Source organism: Bradyrhizobium sp. USDA 4538 (genome assembly GCF_024171045.1).
Classification (GTDB): Bacteria; Pseudomonadota; Alphaproteobacteria; order Rhizobiales; family Xanthobacteraceae; genus Bradyrhizobium; species Bradyrhizobium australafricanum.
Genome location: NZ_JALJZE010000001.1, coordinates 1,533,526 through 1,549,330, shown reverse-complemented (window position 1 = coordinate 1,549,330; position 15,805 = coordinate 1,533,526). Strand labels below are relative to the sequence as shown.

10 protein-coding genes are annotated in these 15,805 nt (G+C 58.2%); 5 read left to right on the top strand and 5 right to left on the bottom strand.

The features are described from left to right. Window positions 1–580 precede the first annotated feature (580 nt). Together J2R78_RS06655 and J2R78_RS06650 are read left to right on the top strand one after the other, a co-directional pair. Complete coding sequence (locus J2R78_RS06655; RefSeq protein ID WP_253603498.1) at window positions 581–2,746, top strand: prolyl oligopeptidase family protein; 2,166 nt, start codon at window positions 581–583, stop codon at window positions 2,744–2,746. A gap of 443 nt (window positions 2,747–3,189) precedes the next feature. Continuing rightward, complete coding sequence (locus tag J2R78_RS06650; protein WP_253603496.1) at window positions 3,190–4,158, top strand: LysR family transcriptional regulator; 969 nt, start codon at window positions 3,190–3,192, stop codon at window positions 4,156–4,158. 15 nt (window positions 4,159–4,173) lie between these two features. On the opposite strand, the gene J2R78_RS06645 is transcribed toward J2R78_RS06650, so the two are convergent. From J2R78_RS06645 to J2R78_RS06635, 3 genes are all read right to left on the bottom strand, one after another. Next, the gene (locus J2R78_RS06645; RefSeq protein WP_253603494.1) at window positions 4,174–4,539 is read right to left on the bottom strand and encodes a DUF3088 domain-containing protein; all 366 of its coding nucleotides are present in this window, start codon (window positions 4,537–4,539) and stop codon (window positions 4,174–4,176) included. A 16-nt stretch (window positions 4,540–4,555) separates the two neighbouring features. Then, entirely contained in the window at window positions 4,556–5,734 is a 1,179-nt protein-coding gene (locus J2R78_RS06640; RefSeq protein ID WP_253603491.1) for an MFS transporter, read from the bottom strand. A 365-nt stretch (window positions 5,735–6,099) separates the two neighbouring features. Next, window positions 6,100–8,337, bottom strand: a complete 2,238-nt coding sequence (locus J2R78_RS06635; protein WP_253603489.1) for a tetratricopeptide repeat protein — start codon at window positions 8,335–8,337, stop codon at window positions 6,100–6,102. A 987-nt stretch (window positions 8,338–9,324) separates the two neighbouring features. Here J2R78_RS06635 and J2R78_RS06630 point away from each other — a divergent pair. From J2R78_RS06630 to J2R78_RS06620, 3 genes are all read left to right on the top strand, one after another. Then, the gene (locus tag J2R78_RS06630) at window positions 9,325–10,953 is read left to right on the top strand and encodes an acyltransferase family protein (RefSeq protein ID WP_253603487.1); all 1,629 of its coding nucleotides are present in this window, start codon (window positions 9,325–9,327) and stop codon (window positions 10,951–10,953) included. Window positions 10,954–11,188: 235 nt separating this feature from the next. Next, a complete protein-coding gene (locus tag J2R78_RS06625; RefSeq protein WP_057016816.1) occupies window positions 11,189–11,395 on the top strand; it encodes a cold-shock protein in 207 nt (68 codons plus the stop codon). Between the two features lie 570 nt (window positions 11,396–11,965). Further along, complete coding sequence (locus J2R78_RS06620) at window positions 11,966–12,382, top strand: hypothetical protein (protein WP_141713236.1); 417 nt, start codon at window positions 11,966–11,968, stop codon at window positions 12,380–12,382. Between the two features lie 1,231 nt (window positions 12,383–13,613). Here J2R78_RS06620 and J2R78_RS06615 read toward each other — a convergent pair. Next, window positions 13,614–14,042 (bottom strand): hypothetical protein, encoded by a 429-nt coding sequence (locus J2R78_RS06615; protein ID WP_253610074.1) that lies wholly within the window; start codon window positions 14,040–14,042, stop codon window positions 13,614–13,616. Then, window positions 13,975–14,937, bottom strand: coding sequence for an outer membrane protein (locus J2R78_RS06610; protein ID WP_253609760.1), 963 nt, complete (start codon window positions 14,935–14,937; stop codon window positions 13,975–13,977). Before J2R78_RS06610 ends, J2R78_RS06615 begins: the two co-directional genes overlap by 68 nt. Window positions 14,938–15,805: the final 868 nt, after the last annotated feature.

Genomic DNA, 15,805 nt, shown 5'->3' with positions numbered 1-15,805 from the left:
ACCGCCTCTGTAGCAGGACAGAGGCACAATATAGACCTGGCGTCTGAGACGGTTCTTGCGAGCCGCGTAGCCGCCCGCAAGATGAGCGGAACGTCTCGGCAGACGATGCGCAGTCAGAAATTGGAGATTGCCATGCACACCGCCCTTTGCTTGATCGCGATCTGGCTGCTGATCAACGTGCTGTTCTTTGTCGCAATGACCCCCGTCGACAAATCTGTCCGCCGACCAGCCCGGAAGAACAAACCTCATATTTGGAGGTAAGCGTTACGACTGCGGGCGGGAACGTCGCGGAGTGTTCCGTTGCAGGCTGGTGAGATCCGATAATCCTGCTGCTGCCTGACCGCTCAGGACCGACAATGCCGACAATGCGCTGTCTGCTTTTAACCAATGTCGGCAAGCGGACATGGTCGTGCAGCCCTGGCGGCTGAAACTTGCGGCTCTTGAGGCGGCACGCAGCTTGCAATCGATGGTCCACGAGGCGGTAGCGCGAGCCGAGCCATGTCATGCGTTGCGTACTTTCCACATCTCCTGCTTGACGCGCCGAGCCAGTGTGGCCCTCGACCTCAGCTGGAGCAAGTCCATGAACACGCTAGTCCTCTCCGCAGCGCTGCTTTCGATTGCCTGCTTCACCTCCGCCGCGCTTTCACAGGAGCGAACGCCTATGGCAGCGTCTGATGATCCATTCCTCTGGCTCGAGGAGATCGAAGGGGCAGACGCATTGGCTTGGGCCCACGCCGAGAACGAGAAGACACTCGGCGTGCTCCAATCAGATCCCCGTTATCAACGTTTCTACGAGCAGGCGCTCACCATCTTGCAGGAAAAGGATCGAATTCCATACGTTTCCCTGGGACGTCGCGGGGCGGAGAATTTCTGGAAAGATGAGGACCATGTGCGCGGCATCTGGCGGCGCACTACGCTTGAGAGCTATCGTCGCCAAAACCCACAGTGGGAAACCATCCTTGACGTGGACGCCTTGGCGGTTGCCGAGAACAAGAACTGGATCTTTCAAGGCGCCAGCTGCCTTCCGCCTGACGAGCGCCTCTGCCTGATCAGCCTTTCCGACGGCGGCAAGGATGCCGCATCCATGCGCGAGTTCGACCGCGAGACAAAGAGCTTCGTTGCGGACGGCTTTTATCTTCCAGAGGGCAAGCAGAACGTCAGCTGGGTCGATCGTGACACCCTGCTTGTTGCACGGGACTGGGGCGAGGGCTCTTTGACGCAGGCCGGCTACCCCTTTGTGGTGAAGGAAGTTAAGCGGGGACAGCCGCTCAGCGAGGCGCGCGAGATCTTTCGGGGCGCGCCCACCGATGTTTCGGCGGGGCCCTTGGTACTCCGTGACAGCGAAGGTCATGTCCATGCGACCGGAGCCATCCGCGCGATCGGGTTTTTCGAGCATGAGTACGTGCTCTTCCGCCCCGATGGGTCCGTCAAGCTCAATCTGCCGAAGAAAGCAGAGATCGCAGGCCTCGTGAGCAATCGCCTGCTTGTGAAACTTGAAGAGGCCTGGACGCCGTCCGGTGATGTCAGCTTCAGTGCCGGCTCGCTGATTTCGTATGACCTGAACGAATGGAAACAGGATCCGCTGCGCGCCAAAGCCTCGCTTGTCTTCCAGCCTGGGCCGCGCCAGGCCCTGAGCGGGCTAAGCTTTACAAAGAACCTGTTGATCCTGACGATCCTGGATAACGTTCAAAGCAGAGCGTTCGTTTACAAGTACGATCAAGGAGCCTGGTCGGCGACGCCGATTCAGCTGCCGGAACATACCAATGTCAGCGTGACAGCCGCTTCCGACGAGGCGGACCACGCCATGTTCGCCGTCTCAAGCTATCTCAGGCCAACGTCGGTCTGGTATTTTGATGCCAAAACTCAAAGGCTTGAGGAATTAAAGACGACCCCCACCGCTTTTGATGCGTCCAACCATGTCGTAGAGCAGTTCGAGGCGACTTCGCGTGACGGCACGTCAATTCCCTATTCTCTGGTGCGACCGAAGAACGCAAGGTTTGACGGCGCCACTCCGACACTTCTTTATGGCTATGGCGGGTTCCAGGCTTCGCTTTTGCCCTCCTATCTCGGACCTGTGGGACGGCTCTGGCTGGAGCAGGGCAATGCCTATGTCGTTGCTAATCTGCGTGGGGGCGGCGAGTTTGGCCCGCAATGGCATCAAGCAGCCCAAGGGGCAACGAAGCAGACGACGTGGGATGATTTCATCGCCGTTGCCGAGGACCTGATCCGCCGCAAGATCACAAGCCCGTGGCGGCTCGGAGTGATAGGCGGCAGCCAGGGCGGGCTGCTCGTCGGCGCCGCAATTACCCAACGTCCCGAGCTCTTCAACGCGGCGATCATCCAGGTGCCGCTGTTTGACATGCTTCGATATACCAAATTGGGCGCAGGCGCCTCCTGGATCGGCGAGTACGGCGATCCCGCTTTTCCCGAGCAGCGCGCGTCGATCGAGGCCTACTCACCCTATCAGAAGCTGGTACCGGGCAAGACCTACCCCGCTCCTTTGATTCTCACCTCCACCAAGGACGATCGCGTGCATCCCGCGCACGGCCGCAAGGCCGCAGCAAAGCTCGCCGCGCTGGGCCAACTCTACTTCTACTACGAGAACATCGATGGGGGACACAGCGCCGCGGCCAATTTCATCGAAGTTGCGCGTCGACTGGCCCTTGAATACACCTATGCGTCGAGGCGGCTTTGTTCTGAGAAACCGACTGAATTCATCAAGCTGGAATGGGACGCAATACACTGAACAGCCAATCGACGGGCAAGACGCTACGGACTTAAGGGGCAACCGAAGCAGTTCCCACATCGCCATGGGTCTTTCGATCTGCCTCAACTTTTGGCTCGTCGTGCAATATGGCCGGCCAGGCGCCTCGCCGGCGAGTGTTGCTGAGGCAGACTGGCTCATGAATCGCGATTTCCAAACTTCAAGCTTCGTTCCAGCTTCTGGACAAATTGTGCCGCAATCAACGATGTATCCGAAATGGATATCTAAGCGAGCTGTACCTCGGGACGCAGATCCGACCGGGCAGGGAGCGGGGTCCGTCGAGTTCTCCGCATAGGCCGATACCGAGAGAGGTCTCAGTCATGCGCGGCCCCGGCAGTCAGTGATCGCGGTTGTCGTGCTGGAGGAAATCGGAGCACACAGCAAGGCTGCGCGACGGCTATCGAAGCTAGAGGCGGGAAAGAAAGATGCGCAAGTTACCGATCCTGAAAAGCCTTCATCTGTTTGAGGCGGTCAGCGAGTTTCCAAGCTTCTCAAGGGCGGCCGAGCGGCTCAACATGACGACCGGCGCGGTAAGCTATCAGATGCGCCTTCTTGAGGATTGGTTCGGCAGGAGACTATTCGTTCGCCACAGTTCGGGCGTGCGGCTGACATCCGACGGCGAACAGCTCAAGCGCAGCTGTGCGAGTGCGTTCACAATGCTCGAGAAAGGATGCTACGAGCTACGGCGCCATGCAGGACGTTCCGTGGTGATCGGGGGCTCAACCACGTTTTTGTCGCACGGTTTGTTGCCCCGTATCGGTCGGTTCCTCCAACTCTATCAGGACGTTGACCTTCTCTTTGAAACCGAAGTTGATCTTGACGCGCTCGCTGTTGGCGCGTTGGACGTATTGTTTCTCAGCGGCCGGCTGAAGTGGCCGCTTCCTATCCGCGAGGTGCACGCTTCAAATGAGATGATTGGCCCAGTCTGCGCGCCTGCCACGCTCGAGGCGATCAAGAACCCGAAAGATATTCGCTCTATCTCGCTGTTGCACGAGGCCGACAGGCTGGACGCCTGGAGCGAATGGGCCAGCGCAGGTGCAATATGCTTGCAGGGATCTCGCAAGGTCTTGTTCAATTCATTTTCCTTGGCGATGGAGGCGGCAAAAAGTGGACTGGGAGCCGCGATATCCTCGCAAATCCTGGTCAGAAGCAACCTTGAGAAAGGAGAGCTTGTCGCTCCATTTGGCTTCGTGCCGGTCAATCGCTCAATCTACATGTTCGTCAATGGGCACGCGCGAAATAACGCGGCTGTCAAACAGTTTGAGCGCTGGGCGCTGTCAGAAATAATGAGCCGGGACGATCAGCCATCGCCCTTCGAAGTCCCAACTCGGCAGATTGAGCAAGCCGCTTACTCGAAGCATCCCGATAGGCCCGTACTGGCATCAAGTCGTTGACGGCCATCATGGGGCCTACAAAGTGCGGACTGTTCCAGGGTAAGGCGCCGGAAATCCGTGGCGCGCGGCCAGAAGATGAAGGATTGCAAATGGTTCGTCGACATAGGCGCGGCCGTTCGCGACCTTCGCATTCTCTGGTAAAGAGCTTCCCTGCTCCAAAATGAGAACTGGCGCGGACTGATGATCCTGCCCAAGCCTCTCGATGAGCGCGGCTCGTGGCCTCGCCCAGCAAATCCGACGAACGTCGAGCCTCGCAGCGCAGCCTGGAAATGCGGACAGCAACCCGTCCAGCAGCAAGCAGTGCCAGCAATAGAATTGCTGTCCTGGCAGGGTCGGATCTGAAAACGGGCGCTCTAAAAGGAACAGCTGATCCCATGGCATGATGTAGACCCCTGATCTAGCGATCGCCAGGACTTGAAGTTTGAGAGTCCCTCGATCTGACCACGGCGAAGGTCGCAACCGCAAATGCTAGAAATGCGCTCCCCGCGCATAGGAGGACGACCATGGCGAAGGAAAGACGATCACCCAAAAGCGACAAAGCAATGCCATTTCCCGCAACGCCGCTATAGGTACAACATTGAAATAGCCCTGAAAGGCGACCGGCCCGGTCGGGAGCCACTGAAGACACCATGTGCGCGTGAGCGGCGGCCGCAAATATTTGGCCAAACCCAAGCATCGCGCTGCTGGACACGATTGTCATAGGCAGACCTGCGTCGAGTGACATCATTGCAAGGCACGCCGCAAGCAGCACTGCGGCCCCAGCGATGGTTGGCAAGGCGCCCAACAGCTCGAAGATCGGCTTGACGGCTAGCGCGCCCAGCAAGGCAAAAACGCCGTTCGTCATGACGATCGTCAGTAGCACGGTTTTATCGAGGACCCCGTCAGCTGTGGCACGTATCGCGGGATAGACATTGATGATGCCGGCGCCGAGATTGAGCAGAAAGACAGCAAGGAATGCGGGATAAAGTGGTGCCAAGTCCAGAATGGTGCCCGAAGGCCGCGCCTCAAGGACTGTCGGTGTCCTTCCGAGCTGCTGCTTGATGCCAAGGAGCACGATCAAGGACAGGATGATCGCCGATATGTTGAACGCCAAAACGCCGGGCAAGTGCAATTGATCGGACAGCATGGCACCTGCAAACATCCCCAAGAGGTACGTCAGCCAGTCGATATTGGCGATATTGCGCAGCACCGAGATCATGCCGTCTTCCGACGTAATACGACGGAAGAAGGAAACCTCTGCAGATAAGTAGACGGGCTGAACCAGGCTCAGGACGGCCATCGCGGCATAGCTCAGAAATGAATCGGCTTCGCCGGTGCCGAAGATGGCGAGCAGCGCGCATACGCGAACCGCATTGACGATCATCATGGCTGAGATCGGATCGCCTCTGTCGACCAGCGGCGACAGGAAGAGGCTCCCGAGCATGATAGGCGCAAAAGTGACCGCAATGCCTATACCCGCGGCGCTCATGCCGGATTGCAGAAGGCCGATCAGGATGCCGATTCGGAACGCCCAGCCGCCAATCTGGATGATCAAATGCGAGAGATAGACGAACTGCCGTGTGCTCGCCCCACTCATCGTTGACCCAGCTGATCGGGCGTCGTCGAGTGGATATCCCTTGACGCAAAGCCAAAGATGAATGGCATTGGTCTAGTTCGGCGACATCGGTGCGATGAGACCACAAGGGGACGACGAACCCTCTCGCAATAGGGCGGCTTGGCAAAAGACATCTCACCCACCTATCAACCTCCTCGCGGAGTTCGGTCATCGCCAGAAGATGCCGGCCGACGCGTTCCCCTTGCCGGTGAGCCTGACCTTCAGCGCTTGCCGCAACAACATTCGCTAGACCCCCGCCGAATCTTTGAGGTGCAGCACCCATGTCCTTAGCGATCCTGTCACGCGCCGCTCGGCTTTGACGGCAAGGAATGCCATGAGCCGCAAGCTCATGACTGGGCGGAAGACGCAGAAGCTTGGTCCCGCCGCGAAGCCAGGTCAGCCTGCAGATTTGTGCGGATGTGCTCACGAGTGAGGAGGTAGTCTGGGTCTCCCCCAATCTCGACAGCGACGGTGGCGTGGTTCAGCGATATATCTGGCCGGCCCTCGTTGAAGTACTCGATGGCGAGATTGTTGTGCGTGAGCGCATGTCGAGGGTTGAGTTCGAGGGCTCGAAGATAATGCGCGATGCTAACGCTCGCCCTACCGAGCTCGGAATAGGCAAGGCCGATATTGCTTTGTAAGTCGGCGTTTTTGGAATTGATCTCGGCTGCCGAAAGATAGGACTCCAGAGCAGCGTTCGGCCTATCTTGCCGCAGTAGGATGTTGCCCTTCTCGAAGTGAGCTCGCCATTCATTCGGCTTGATGACGAGTGTTCTGTCGAGATCGGCCAGGGCGCCCGCGGCATCTCCCATTCTGTTGCGAAGTGCGGCCCTGTTCAGATGAGCTTCGTAATAGGGTGGGCAAAGCTCGATGGCACGTGCATATGCCTCGAGAGCCTCAGCGTCCCTTCCGGCTACTTTCGAAAGCAGGTTCCCCAGGTCATTGTGATACTCCCCATAATAGGGATCGTAGGCGATGGCTTCACGCAACTGCTTCTCAGCCCGAGGAAGGTCGTTGATGAGTTCATAGACCTGACTGGTGTTGTAGATAAGAATGGATTGGTGAAGCTTGAAGCGCTTGTCGCCATACGCCTTAAGTATCTTGCCAAGGCCTTCGGCGCAAAGAGCGAGGGCTTCGTCGTACTTCTGCTGTTTGGCCTTGATGTAAGCGTAGGCGTTCTCTGCAAACACCTTGATGTAGTCGTACTTGTCGTGCCCCCGGAAATCCCGCTCGATGGTTTCCAGATTCCGTAACGCGTACTCTTCGGCCAGCGTGAGGTTGACCGGCTGCTGATAACGTCCATAGGTCATTGATTGGGCATAGAGAACCGTTGGCGTGTATCGGCTCTTCGGGAAGGTTTTATAGAACTCGTCCAAATAGGGAACCGACACCCGCCCGCAGCCGAGCGAATACAGCACAAAAGCCGCATTGATGAAGGCGGCGTTCACCGGAGCATCTCCCGAGCCGTAGGTGCGAAGCGCGGGATCGGCGAAAATTGCCCCGAAGTAGCCAAACCAGAGATCATACAGGCCGATGCTTTGGACAATCTGACTTGGTTCTGCAAGCAGTTCCAGACGCTTGTACTTGTCCCGTATCGATAGCGCATGAAGCATGACGAGCGGCGCCTCGCCCGCTAGATAGCGGTCTAGGCACGCGTGGTGCAGCTGCTCGTGCAGATAATCTGCGGTCGCTTGCTCGAAAGTTTCATAGTTTCGTTGCGCGATCAGATCAGGCGTCGTGCAGTTGGACTCGATGTACGATTTGAGAAGACTGTGCCGTTCCCCGGTATTGAGGCTGGCCAGGTAGAGGTCCATCGTCGCGATCGGGTCGAGATAGCCGACCAGCGGCAATCCGGCAGCTGCGCATTTGCTCAATGCCGCCGCAATCAGCGGATTGCCGCCACTTGCCTCGTAGATCTGCCGCTGTTTCTCCGCAGCGAGATCCTGATCCAGGAGCGGCCCGAGTTCCTGCGAGCTATATCTGCCGAAATGAACTTCGCTGGCCTCCGGAAAATAGAGGCGTTGTTCGTAGTCGATCAGGACAAACCGAAACAGCCGCGCATTGTCGTCCAGCCTGACGAGTAGTTTGATCAGATTCTTAGCCGAGCCGGACAGGGCCGCCGCCCGGTCGATGACGATGATGTGACGTTCGTGGAGCTGTTGGGCGCACTTGATCAGGAATTCGGCTAGTCCGACCAGGAGCTTGTTTTGATATTCATGATGATAAAACCGGGTACGCTCCTCCTTGTTCGAAGTATTGGTGAGATCCTTCGGCACGGTAAAGGCGTCGCTGTTGAGAAGAGGGAATAGCCGCTTCAAGGATTGTTGTGCCGCCTCAACCAGTTTTGGCTTATTCTCTTTGGCCCACCTCAGTTCGGCGTCGATGAGCGCTTGCAGCCCGGCAAGATAGCCGCCGGTCCGCCAGTCGCCGTCAGTAATAGAGAAGTTAGAATTGGAGCTCGCGAGTGCCGATTTGATCGTCGGCACCGGAGCCATGCCCGGTTCTACCTTCAAAATCGTAATCGGACTGAGCTCGACAGATGATGATATGGCTGGAAGCACGCGCTGCTGGATCAAATCGACCATTGTACTCTCCCGAACTGTCACAAAGGAGGGTGGTCGAAAGGACCACCCTCCAATGCCGCTATGCTCTGATCAGGTAGACGCATTCAAGGCATCATCGCACCAGCCTAGAGCGTACCCGTGTACGGAGTGGTGGTACGGATGGTGGTCTTGATCTCAGCGATCTTCTTTCTCATCACGTGTTCCTTTCCTTCTTTGGCACGCCAGACCCAAGCGAAAGCGCGGCCAGTCGTGCAGGGAAAGAATAGTGAATTGCTGCACCAATCCGCAGTGAGATTCCTTGTCAGCCGCTGTCAAAAAGATTGAACGCCCGGCTCGGATCGGCTGGGCTTGCCGACGCAAAGTTGCGCCCTTGTTTTCGAGATGCGTCCAGGTATCGCGATATCACGCGGCAGCCTTGGCGAGCTGGTGGCGCGATGTAAATGATCCTCGCCGCAAGGAATAACGAGGATGGAAACCTTGTGCGCTCCTGCACAGGACCTCCTAGCGGCTGTTGATGATAGCCTTCGCGCTCTCTCCCAAAGGACGTGACCTGGCGCATCGACCCGTTGTGAGGCTGCCAGTCACGAATGACAGCGCGTTGCTTTTGAACTCGAGTTTCATCGGGTACCTTGCGCCCGCCTTCTTGGCAGAGGGAGCAGATTGGCTTGCCACGCCCATTCAGGAAGCATTCCGGTGAGACAATGGCGCGGTTCAGACATGGCAGTCATTGGTCAGGGCCGTAGCTTGGGCCGGAGCCGGTCGGAATAGCGGCCTTTGATCCGAGCAGCCCTACCAGAATGCAGAGTTTCAGCGCTAGCCGGAGTCTCACTAAGCTGCACGAGCGCTCTGATAACCGATTTGAGCTTCCGAAGGAGTTTGGCTGATCGCATGGCACGCTCGCGCGATGCGATCAGTCGTTCTTGCCTTTAGCGTTCTCTCCAGCTGCCTGCCGTTGGTGCCATCGATCGCCAGGATTTGTACCCACCTCGCAAATGACGAGCGACATCGATGGTTAAGCAGATACCCGCGCTGACCGGTATCCGGTTTGTCGCGGCAGCAGCGGTGGCATTGTCTCACGGCGGCAGTCTGTTCCTGCAGGGACCCAGTCTCGGACTTGACATCAGCGTCGGGACACTCGGCCTGCTCGGTATGTCCATCTTCTTCACGCTGAGTGGTTTTGTCATTCAATATAACTATGGCAGCTCGATTGTGAGCAGCCCGCGGAAAGCGATCCCGGACTTTCTCGTGGCGCGCATAGCGCGAATCTATCCTCTGTTCGTTGTTCTGTTTCTGATCGAATTGCTGACCGGACCGATGGTCTGGCCATGGCTTCTCGGAACCAAGGCGTCGGCCGAAGGATTCTCTACGCACCTTGTACCGTTTCAACTCGGGATGGTTCAAAGCTGGTTTTTCGCAAATGTCGCCGGTGTCGCCCCCGTTTGGCAGTACGAAGAGGTCGGCATCGTCTCCTGGTCAGTGAGCACCGAATGGTTCTTCTATCTCGTTTTTCCGCTCGTTTGTCCTCTCCTTGCGCGGATCAGAACTGTGCCCGCCGTGGTTTTGTGCGCCATTGGAGCCGTCGCAATCGAGCTTGGCATCGACCTTGCCGTGCTCATGCTGCAGGGCCGCATCAACCTGTTTGCGCTTCATGCCTATGGAACGGAGGCGGCTCTGCCGAACTGGAAGAACACGCTCATCCTCTGGATCGTCTACTTTTCGCCGTTTTGCAGGGTGTGGGAGTTCATTCTTGGCTGTTGCTTGGCAAGGCTCCATGAAGTGTGGTCGGCGCAGGATTTCAGGCCGTCTCGCGCTCTGCTCGACATCGCGGCAGTTGTTGGCGTCTGTGCGATTGGTTGGGTGTTCTGGTTTACCGCCCACAAGCCGCCATTTGGCGCTTCCATGAGCCTGTTCGATATTGCACGCAACAATATCGCCCTGGCGGCCCCGGTTGCGCTCATCCTTGTCGCGGCGGCTCAGCCCAGCAGCACTGCAGGACTTCTGTTGTCAGCAAGGTGGCTTGTCTTTCTGGGGGAGGCCAGCTTTGCCCTCTATCTTATACACATCATCATCTTCCGGCGTTTTCCGGTGGTGCGTTGGGAAACCGCGAGCCAACTGCTTGGCCACCTCGGTGCGCTCGCTCTTGCTTTCGCCCTGGCGACGTGCGCCGCGATCCTGCTGCATTTCGGCTTTGAGGTACCGGCCCGCAGGCGAATTCGCGGTGCCTATCAGGCAGCCTCGGCGGAACAGCGCAGGCTCCTGGTGCGATTGGGAACCGTCGGCTTTGCCGCACTTGTCGGTGGGGCCGCCGCGTATGCACTGCGGGATGCGACCGGGAATGCCATCACGCAATCTGGTATTTCTGTTGTCTCCGGCACGTATGGCGGCAATTGCCGCTGGATGTCAGCGCGCGGCAACACCACGGATGCGCTTGCAGAAGCCTGTAATGGCAAGAGCGAGTGTACGTTTCGTACAGAGGCGACACGGATTGCTGATCCTGCGCCGGGCTGCGTAAGGGAATTTTCCGTCGCCTGGTTCTGCAAGGGAGATCGCAGCATTCGCTCCAGCTCGGCTCCGGAAGCGCATCCTACTTCGTCGGCTCTGCAACTATCATGTAACAAGGTGGCGCGCGATGATTAAGCCGCGGGCTGAACGCCCATCCGGTTCCCGCTTCCCTGAAGCGAGGTTCTGCGACGTCAGGGTCTTGCAGTCGGCCGCCGTACAAAAGAGGTGTGTGTGCGTGTCGGCACTTTGGTCATCGGGCAAAAGGCTGAGGGCGTGACGTCCGCAGCGGACGAGCGTCTTTTTGCCGCCCATCTTGATGGCCGCGAGACTCTTCGCTAGATCACGAACGTTCACTGATGGAGATGCCGCCGTGGCAATGGGTATTGTGAAGTGGTTCAATTCCAACAAAGGGTATGGCTTTATTCGGCCGGAGGACGGAAGTGCCGATGTCTTCGTGCACATCAGTGCCGTGGAAAAGGCCGGTTACACCACCCTCGAAGAGGGGGCTCGGGTCAGTTACGAGCTCAAGGCCGGGCGCTCGGGCAAGGCGTCAGCTGAGGATCTTCGGGTTGGCTGATTGACGTGCGCCTCCGGGCTGCCTTCTGCAACCTGTGATCTTGCCCCTGTCCGGCGATGCCTGGTGTCTGGTGCGCCGGGCGGTCCTTTACGACCGTCGCTTCCAACTGAGGCTTTGCCGCAAGCCCGTGGCAGGTTCAATCAAGGCACTGCTCGCCGGTGCCAAGCAGTTCCGGATTCTGCTCGCCTTGGTGCAGAGTGGACCTGACACAATATCCTCGGTGCCATGAATGGTCCGAACCGTACACTCCTGCCCAGCGGGCCAGGAGGTGTACGCCGCGCATGTCTCACAGCAACTTACTGCACCCGCCGACGCAAAGCTTGTGCTGTCGATTCTGAAGGAGCTCACCGAGGGGAATTTGTCCGTTATGGACGATACGAGCCTGCGGCGCTGACATCTTTGCCCGCGCGAGGACCGCTCGCGCATGAGCCGGCGAGCGATTTCAGGACGCCGGCGCGCTGGGTTAGCCAATATAGTTGAGGTTAACGGCGCCATGCTGTTGACGATGCGCCCCAAGCCTTGATCCATTGTAGGGGAACTGCACCACACAGCCCATCGGAGACACGGCAAGTGTCGTTCCAGCTGACCGTCCTGAAAGTGCTGGCCGGTCAGCCCACCGGGCGGGCCTCTGTTGCCGAAGTCCGACGCGCCGTGGAGATCTTGATGAACAGCGGCCGCGACTGGACCGATCGCATGAAGCGGTTGGCCGAACATGCGCCGGATCTGAATATCTTTTCGGCGAGGTTTGTCGTTCGTGACGCTCTCGGCTGGGAAATCACGCAGGAGGGCCGGCAATTCCTGTCTGCGCTCGAAAAGGCCGTCGCCGATCAAAGAGAGCTGCTTCGATCGACCATCGATCCCTCATTCAGCGAAGTCGTTGCGCAAGCGGTCACGGATGCAACAAATTCACTTATTGCTCCCCGCAGTCGCCATCCGAGCTCGCGGCGACGCCGCAGGAAAGGTCGATCTAGTCGACGGACAGCATGAAGCAGGGTTGCCTTAAATGGGACCCGCACCGGGGACGAGGCGGCGCGGCACTTAAGTTGGCAAAAATGCCATCGTCCTCGCGCAGCATCGATCAAATCTACATTTCCTCTTGATGGGCCCGGAACGATTGTCTTTTCCGGTCGGAGAAAGCCCTGCGCGTGAGCCGTTGCTAATGTCATGACAGATTTGGCCCCTGTCACGGCCGAGCCTGGAGGCATCAGAGGAGCGGAGCATTGAAGGGCGGTGTCCTCGCCGCTTCTGAGCGCTTCACGGTGGTCGTTCCGCCGAACAGGACCTGCTCGTGCAAAGTCGTCTGGCGGAAAGGACAAGGACGCCGTCCCGCTCGTTGCTGAATGAGGCGAGCGCTTGCTTCCCAACCACTTAGGAAAATATCTTGCAGTGTAACCTCGTTCATATGCAGTCCCGCTTCTCAACTGGCATTATCGGCGAGGCAATATCTGGTAGGATGTCATGGACGACGAGTTTTGTAGAGAGAGGGCGCGGACCGTGCGGGAACTTGCCGAGCAAGCTGACCCATTCATCAAGGTGCGCTTGTTGCGGCTGGCCGCCAATTACGAACGGCGCGTTGGTCAGCCAGAGAAATCAGCTCGAGATTGCGCTGACCGGCCGGTACGGAGGTCACCCATTCGCCCGTCCTAAATTGAGAGATGGCGCTTACGAGTCACCCCCGGGCCGCGATCTTTTTCCGTGATGCACTTGTGCCGATTCTCGCAGCTGACCGGCAATCTAAAGATGCCGGCGGGACAGCTCCGGCGGCTCGTCGAGGAGTTGAGAGCCCGGCCCGGTTAGCGCTGGTATGCCACCGCATCGCCCTGAACGCTCTGGCCTCACAACGTCGGTACCCAGCGCTGGCCCGCCGCCGCAGAATAATCGGCCCGCGCTCAGCGCATTGCGGCTTGCAATGACGCGCCGCAAAGACCGCAGCACCTTCAAACAATAACTCCATGCTGATAAACCGGGTCCTCACTCGTTCGCTCGACGCTGTCAAAGCACGAGCCCGACATATTAAGGGGCCGGCGCCCATTCTGGCGCCGGCGTCGATGCTGATGTTGTTGGTGATGAAGTAGGACAACACGCCTTCAATCTGGACTCCGCCGCCACCGTTGCCGCGTTGTTCAGCAAAAGTGGTCAAGTCGCGCAAGAGGTGATAGTCGCGCCCCTTGAAATCGGTCCACGGCAGGTACGCGACATCAGCGCTCACGCGCCAACGCTAGGTCAACATGATTTCGGCGCTCATGCCGATCCGGGGCGCATTCCATTGAGTATCCTCGCCGCCGATGACCCTGTTGTCACCCGAGCTAAGACATGAAGTAAGGGGATTTGCCATCTGCACGCATCCCCTCGAGTCCGAGCTCTGGCCGTAATAGGTCCAGCCTACAAATCCGCCGAACTTGTAGTCGGTACCGCGCAAGAAATCGTAACCGACGTCGGCCGTGTAATATGTGAACCTTCCATTTGCTTGCCCTGATACCGTGTTGACATACGAGCCGCCCCAATCTTCATCGTTCATGTTTCCTTTGTTGAACTGCCCGAGGCCAATATTGCTCTTCAGGAACACACCCCAGGGGCTCTCAAGGCGGCCGAATAACTCTCCCGAAAGTCCGTCCAGTCCGTGATAAGTGAGCCTCGATAAGAGCATGCTGGGATCTTGAGATCCGCCATGGGGCACTGCGTCCCATTGGAATCATCCCCGACTGAGCCAGAGCCGGGAGCCGCCTTCGAATGACCAGCCGGTCACGTAGGGAACGGGCGGCATGCTGACGGGTGCCTTCGCGTATGGCAACGTATCGGACCAGTGCGTCGCCTGCCGGTCGGCGTCGAAATGGTAGTTCAGACCAATCTTTCCGATGTGATAGTTGCTGGACAGATTGGTTGTGTTCGGCGGCAGAATTGCAGACGGGAACTGGACTGTCGCAGCGGTCGCGACACCTGGTCCGCCAAAAATGCAGATAGTCATACTCAACGTTCACCGACCATGCAGGCGTCAGGGCTCGCTCGACGCCGAGCCCGATGACGCCACCGAGGCGACCATAGTCGAAATGGGTTTTTTCCTGCGGCAAGCCGCCGCCTTCAAGGTTGTTGACGACGTCGCCTCGATTGTTTTGCCAGGCTACGCCCGCCTTGAGATAGGCAAGCGTATGCCCGAGTGCTCCAAAGGCGTAACCGACGCGACCGGTCCCGGTGGCAAAGAGACTCGGACCTGCCTTGCAGTTTGCGCTCACGACGAAGCCCGAAGGGGCAAGGCATGTATTTGTGCCCTCGGAGACAGCGCCGCTGACATCGAGCTCGATGCCGAACACCCAGCTGTTATTCTGCCAGTTGTAGCCGATCTGACCACCTGCAAGGAACGCCGGGGTATCGACGACGCCGCCATAAATTGATGGACCATACGGATTGCTAAAGGAGGTTCGACCGTACCCTCCGCCGACGTGTCCGCCAATATAGCCGCCCGACCAATTCCACACCGCCCTTGGCAGTGTCGCTTCTGACTGGTGCGCCTTGGCTACGCCGCTTGCGACGAGCGCAATTGTCATGGTCCCAAAAAGAAAAACTCCAGCTCGCATCAAAGATTGCCTTCTCTTTCCCGGGTCACGAGCCCGCTCATTAAGTATCGCCACACGACAAATCGTCGGAGTAGACCAGACAGGCGGTAACGCATGGCGAGGTCGTCCCGAAGATCACCGCACGACGATTGGTGATGATGACCCGACAAAGCAAAACCGCGCGCCAAACTGAATTCCCATGTCGCGTCAGCTTCCTGACAATGGTTTCAAGGCTGACATCGAAGCATCCGGATGAGACACGGGTCGCAGCAGCGCTTGTTGAAATCGCCATCCAAGGAGAAGCAGAGAGCACGAAGACGAACGCGCGGCGCTGAGCTTATTGCACGAGGATTTCCGGCGGCGCTCGGTCATGAAAGAGCAGGGCTAATTTGCTACTTGGCAAAGCTCAGCGATCCAAAGGCGAGGTCAGCATTAGTTCGGTCCGCCGGCTGCAGACCAGCTTCGCGAAGACGGCTCTCCTGGTGCCATTCGGTATCTCGTAGCCACCGCGAGGAAAGATCCGGCTCACGAGCAATGACCCTCGCTCCGCAGCAGCGTCGCACGAACGGTATGTCGCCCGCTGCGCGCGAATGTAGATGGCCAGAGCACGAAATCAGTATGGCCAGTGAGCGCAGATCGGTGAACTCGTATGGTTCATTGCGCGAGAAGTCGGAACTGGAAGCAGCACCATATTGTCGGTGGGCGGGTTCGGCCCGAACCGCACGCTGGTGCGCAACAAGCCAGCAGATGTGCGCATGCGTTGCCGCAAGTGATAACGATGCGCTGGCGGCTTGCTCGAACGCGATCCGAAGTCTGGCGAAGTGAGACGCTGGGCGAGCGCCACGGAAACAATACGTTC